Below are 6,000 nucleotides of genomic sequence, written 5' to 3' on the forward strand. Positions count from 1 at the left end.
ACAAGCGAAAATTAATCAAAAAGTATTGGTAAATGCTCAGGCATTTACTTTTTAATTTTTTAAGGCTTTAAACATTAGTTTTCGATTTTTTCCTTATCATCAATATAGACGATGACCAAAATAAGCATAATGACATGTAAAACAAGCAGAATCAGTGAAGTCTGGTTAAATGCAATAACTGATGCTGAATTGTGGTCTATAACACCACCTGCCAAAACGGCCACCATTACAACCACCATTGATGAGCCGATTGCTGCAAAAATCTGTCTTAATGTATTGTTGACTGCAGTTCCGTCTTCCACCTTATCTGATACCATCGTCAATGCCCATGTTGTGGCCGGCATCAGGGCAAGTCCTGCACCGATATAACGGATGGATTGGGTTATCATCATGAATTCAAATGAGGAATCCTGAGTATAAAACATCATGCTTGCAAATCCTATTATTGAAATAATACATCCCATTATCAGAACCTTTTTGATTCCTATCCTGTTTGTAAGCATAGGACCTATGAAATTGAATGCGATAATCAGAAGACCTCCCGGAAAGAGCACGGAAGCTGAAATAATCGCTGAATTGTTTGCTATACCCTGAATGAATATGGGGACAAGTGCTGTGCATCCGTTTAAAGCGAAAAAGAGAATGCAGATAAATACTGTTCCCACAGTAAAGTACTTGTTTTTAAGAATGGAAATATTAATCAAAGGTTTGTTTAATTTTGGCTGACGCCTTACAAACAATATCAAAGCAATAACTCCAATAATTATCGGCACAATTACAAAATAATGAGTGAAACCGTAATCCGCAACATTTGTAAAACCAAGCATCACTCCTCCGCAACCAATAACTGACAATAAGACTGATAAGTAGTCCAGAGGATAATTTTCAGTTGGTGTATTGTCCTTTACAAGAATCAGCCCAGAAATCATCAGAATCAGTGAGGATATTGTGAAAAACAAAAACAGTGCTCTCCAGCCATATAATGTTATTACAAAACCTCCAATGAATGATCCGACAACTGGAGCTATGGCAACAACCAGGCCATACAATCCCATATAAGTTTGCCATTTCTCTTCAGGGATTATTCTTAAAAGCAGAATCTGAACATAAGGCATCAAAACACCGTTTCCTATAGCTTGAAGAACTCTGCCTATAATTAACACAGCCAATGAAGTTGAAAAGTAACATATGATGGATCCCAAAAGGAACATGATTAATGAAAAGAAAAATATTGTTTTTGCATTAAATCTACGTGATATGAAAGCACTTAATGGAATCATGACCCCCACAACAAGCAAGAAAGCGGAATATGACCACTGCGCTTGTGTTGAAGAGACAGAAAAGTCACTCATCAGATAAACAACACCTGTTGTGATAATTCCTTGGGATATGCTTATTAGGCTGGTGGCCAAAGTAAATAAAACCAACAACTGCATTTTATTATCTAATTTAATGTTCATTAATTCACCATTTAATTATATTCGTTGAATATCATGAAAAAAGAAGAATAGTTTAAGAATTAAACTATATCAGAATATAAAAATCCGAGAGCGCTTTGACCAAATAATGCAATGTACGGTGTTATCACGATATTAAGAATTGATAAAACAAATAAATGATCAAAGATAACTGTTAAAACAGCCTCCATACAACCGACAATCACAAGAATTAATATGGACAATACGATTACCTTACCTATACCAATCATTTTCAGGTCTTTTGCTGCTGAGATAAAATTTAAAGCTTTCATTAAACTACCTGTGTGCGCCAATCTTGCTTCAGCTATAACCTGGAAGAATGTGAAGACTAAAAATATGAGCAAACCTGCCGCAAGGGTAATTGCTAATGAAACAAATAATGGGAATGAAGCCTGAGTTATTACGTCTGTAATGGCGGAATCTCCCACAATAATCGGAGAAATCTGTAAAGTTAATGCTTGATAGATACTTATAATATTACCGTGAACATTTGTAATCAATCCGATAAATACAACAATCAGTGCAGGAACTATAAAGTAGAATATCATGATAACGATTTTCTTTAAACCGAGACCCCAATTTCCCCACCATTTAAAATCAGGTATTTTATCCTGCAGTTCAATACCGGATTTAACACACTGAAGGGAAATCCTTCGAGTAATAATTCCGATTATTATTGCAATTGCAATATATGTTGCCCCAATCACTAAATTTACAATGTCGAAGATTCCAAATATAAATGTTATAACTCCCTGAACAGCAAATGCTCCAGCCAACACTGACAAAATAGCATAAATTGATAATATCTCTAAGTTTTTTGATGGAAATATAAATGCTCTTTTTATTATTTCTGTTATGTCCATATTAACATCCACTGAATATTTATTTTGACTTTCATGTTTTTATTTTAATGTTAAGCTATATCTGAATATAATAATCCAAGAGCTCTTTGAGAAACTAATACCATGTATGGAGTTAGTATAATGTAAAGAACTGATAATAAAAATGGATAAAAGGTTAATGCAATTATTAAAATAATCTCAATAATTGCAATGACTACAACAACTGCCAACAGTAACAGGATTACTTTGCCCACACCAATTCTTGTTATGTCTTTTACAGCTTCAAAAATATTTAAAGCTTCCTTTAAACTGCCAGTATTTGCCAATCTTGCTTCAGCCATTAATTGAAGGATTGAAAAGATTAAAAATACAATAAAAGCAGCAGTAAGAGTAATAGCTAAAGAATTCAAGAAATCTGTTAATAGAGGAGATATTGAAATAAATGCAATCTCTATAGGAATATCCATGAAATAAACACCATATATCTGTAGAACAAATTCTTTTACAACCTCAATGGCGTTGCCAAAAAGATTAGTATCGAAACTTACAAGCATAACAATTAATGCAGGAATAATAAAATAAAATAATGAAACAATAAAGTTATCAAAACCTGTCATAAAGTCTTTATACAATTCAAAAACAGGAACGTTATCATCAAGTTCAATCCCAGATTTAATAATCTTGATGTGATAACCTGTGATTATACATCCGATTAGCAGTGAAATTAAAAGATATACTCCTCCCATCAAATAATTCTCAGCATCAATAATTCCAAATGCATATGTAAAAATGCCTCCCAGGGCAAATCCTACCATAAGCACTGACAAAAGAAGATAAATTGCAAATCTTCCAGTATTTTTTGATGGAAATAGAAAAGCGTCCTTGATTATTTCAGTTATATTCATGTTAATCTCTCCTGCAAATATTTTCATAAGCAATTCTTTGTAATCCATCCTATTGGATTCAGAATATGAATAGTTTAGTTCAACTTTATTTTAAAAAACGGGAAAAGAGAATAAGCAAAAGAGTTATTCTATGACCCTAATCTTATTTGTCATGTCTTCTTTGAAGTTCATTTTTGAAATGTATCCTCCTTAGAAGTATCATGTTGAACTTATATATAAAATCTATATTTTATTGTTATTAAATAATGTAGAAAACGAACGTTCTGTTTTTGATAAATATACTAAGAACAAATGTTGTTTTAGGTATTATGAGGGAATAATATATATTATTTTAAAAACTAAATAATAGTTTATGAGAAAGTTTTTGAAGGTTTCATTAAAATTTCAATGGAAAACAATATTGATTATTTTCGCTTTGATAATCATTCAGACATTCTTTCAAATGGAAATAATTGATTTGTTCAGTGCGGCTTTGACTGGAGTTAAAGAACAGAAAATCGATTTGCTTGTCAAATCCGGATCATATATGTTAATGTATACTGTCATTTCAGTGATTGCCATTTATATCATTTCCTTTCTCTCAACAAAAGTGGCCTCAAATGCTGCCTATACCGTCCGTGAGAAAATCTTCCATATACTGATGAACTTGCCTGATGAGGAAATTAAGCAATTTAAAATTTCAGGGCTGGTTACACGGTCAACCAGGGGAATGTCCTCAGAACAGGGTTTTATAGTAATAATACTCACACAATTAATGCTGATTCCAGTTACACTTGTAGCAATTATTTATGAAATATCGTTGATTGATACGACTTATGCATTGTTCTTCTTGGCATTTGTTGGCGTTCTTGGCCTGATTCTGATTTGGAGAATGAAACAGATTGTAAAAATATTTTTCAGGGCAAAAAAGACATACGGAAAACTGAACCTGCTGTTTTTATCTAAAATCAGTGATATTGCGGGCAGGATTTCATTCAATAAACAGGAATATGGATCTGAATTTGAAAAGGCATGTGAGAATTCCTATGACAAGAATGTCACCTATATCTTAAGCCAATATTACCTAGGCCCGATATTAATGTGGGGTTTATATTCCATTGTTTTAGTTACATTTGCAATGGTTAATTCCGGATACACAATCGGCTTTGAAACCGACAGTGTTGTTGATTCATTTATTATTCTGATATATGTTGCCTACTTCGTCAGCACATTAACTTTCCTTCCTGCATTGATTGACAGGTGGCCACGTGCATATGCCACTTCTGTGCGTTTGGAGGAAGTCCTGAATCTGGAAGATAAAATCATAAAATCCGAAAAAACGGATAATCCAAAAAGAATAGAAATTGTAAAGGAAGATATATCCTGGCAGGATAAGAGTATATGGGCTGAAAGAAATGAAATCTCTCAAAAATTCGCTTTAATATTAAAGGATGACAGGATCAAGGTAATAATCTCAATGATTTTGCTTACGGTATCCACATTGTGTATGGTTTATGCCCCTAAAGTTGCAGGAAAAACGGTTAATTTATTGAGTTCCAATATGAATTCATTCAACGATGCTGGCGTCTACATTAACCTGGCATTGCTTTTGGTATTGTATTCTGCAGGGTATCTCTTAAAATTAACTCCAAAGAGAATCATGGGAGCTACCGGTGAAAAAGTGGCCTACAATTTAAGAATGAAATTATTTGACAGGATTGATACTGTCGGATCCACGTTCATTCAGGAAAACTCAAAAGGTCTCATCATGTCAAGATTAAACAACGATGTGATGAACATCAGGGAGTTCGTCTCTTCCAGAATTTCTGAAATCTATGCACAAATCCTGTCAATAGTCCTTGTAATAGTACTGATGATGATGACAGACTTCAGATTGAGCTTGATTTATCTGGTGATAGTGCCGATTTATATCATTTCATTTTCCTTATGCGATTATAAATCTAAAGCCTATTATGATGGTCATCAAAAGCATTTGGGTCGATTGATGAGCTATTTTGAAAGAGGTCTCTCAAATCGTGATTCATTCCATGAAAAAGGGTTTAAAAAAATCAACCAAACTGTAATTGACTATTATGCTAAATCCAGGAACGTTACCAACATTATGGAGCCTGTTACAACCCTTTTAACAAATGTAAGCAATATAACTGTTTATATGGCGGGCATTTACTTTTTATCAGTAGGTGAAATGCAGCTGGGAACTCTACTGGCGGTTATCATGTACGGACAGCTATTGACAAAACCTATTAAAAAACTAAGTACCTCTATGGCTTCTATTGAAACTGCGTTTTCAAGCATCAAAAGGATATTTGCGATTATTGACTATCGCACAGATGAATAATCATACAGATTAGTGTAAAAAGGTAAGTTATATACCTTTATTTATTTTTTTAATCCGGATTGTATACTTTTTTTATTATGATGCAAAGGATTTGATTGAAATACATCCATATAATATTGATGTATTCCAATATGCCTAATATATGCTTTGATGGTTGATTTCAGATGTTTTTTTAAGTTTGAATGCCTGATGTCAATTTAATTTATTGTAAAATTCGTTTTAACCATTTTTTTGCTTTAAAACTATTGTTGGTACAAATTCATTTAAATTATCCATTAAAAAATAATGCCATATATTTGTGACTGTCAATTTGTTAGGACTTTTGTTATAAAGTAGTGTTTATTTGTTTAAAAATCCTTTTTTCAGTCTTTTTTTATAATTCGGGTTTTTATTTTTCCGTTAAATTTATATAATAGTTATATTCATGATTTTGTAAT

4 protein-coding genes are annotated in these 6,000 nt (G+C 32.7%); 1 reads left to right on the forward strand and 3 read right to left on the reverse strand.

What is annotated here, in order from left to right; translation table 11 throughout:
- Positions 1-74: 74 nt before the first annotated feature.
- Genes IJQ68_RS01475 through IJQ68_RS01485 form a run of 3 tightly spaced genes read right to left on the reverse strand, consistent with a single transcriptional unit; the run spans position 75 to position 3,273 of the window.
- Positions 75-1,460, reverse strand: a complete 1,386-nt coding sequence (locus tag IJQ68_RS01475; protein ID WP_292796034.1) for a DHA2 family efflux MFS transporter permease subunit — start codon at positions 1,458-1,460, stop codon at positions 75-77.
- A gap of 59 nt (positions 1,461-1,519) precedes the next feature.
- On the reverse strand, positions 1,520-2,341 hold the full coding sequence (locus IJQ68_RS01480) for a DUF4013 domain-containing protein (RefSeq protein ID WP_292796036.1): 822 nt from the start codon (positions 2,339-2,341) through the stop codon (positions 1,520-1,522).
- A gap of 50 nt (positions 2,342-2,391) precedes the next feature.
- Entirely contained in the window at positions 2,392-3,273 is an 882-nt protein-coding gene (locus IJQ68_RS01485) for a DUF4013 domain-containing protein (RefSeq protein ID WP_292796038.1), read from the reverse strand.
- A 304-nt stretch (positions 3,274-3,577) separates the two neighbouring features.
- On the opposite strand from IJQ68_RS01485, the gene IJQ68_RS01490 reads away from it, so the two are divergent.
- The gene (locus IJQ68_RS01490; RefSeq protein WP_292796040.1) at positions 3,578-5,563 is read left to right on the forward strand and encodes an ABC transporter transmembrane domain-containing protein; all 1,986 of its coding nucleotides are present in this window, start codon (positions 3,578-3,580) and stop codon (positions 5,561-5,563) included.
- The last annotated feature ends 437 nt before the right edge of the window (positions 5,564-6,000 follow it).

Origin of the sequence: Methanobrevibacter sp., assembly GCF_017447225.1 — an archaeon.
GTDB lineage: Archaea > Methanobacteriota > Methanobacteria > Methanobacteriales > Methanobacteriaceae > Methanocatella.

Coding starts and splice junctions, on each gene's coding strand:
- IJQ68_RS01475 (WP_292796034.1), bottom strand. CDS start 1,460: ATGAACATTAAATTAGATAATAAAATGCAGTTGTTGGTTTTATTTACT.
- IJQ68_RS01480 (WP_292796036.1), bottom strand. CDS start 2,341: ATGGACATAACAGAAATAATAAAAAGAGCATTTATATTTCCATCAAAA.
- IJQ68_RS01485 (WP_292796038.1), bottom strand. CDS start 3,273: ATGGATTACAAAGAATTGCTTATGAAAATATTTGCAGGAGAGATTAAC.
- IJQ68_RS01490 (WP_292796040.1), top strand. CDS start 3,578: ATGAGAAAGTTTTTGAAGGTTTCATTAAAATTTCAATGGAAAACAATA.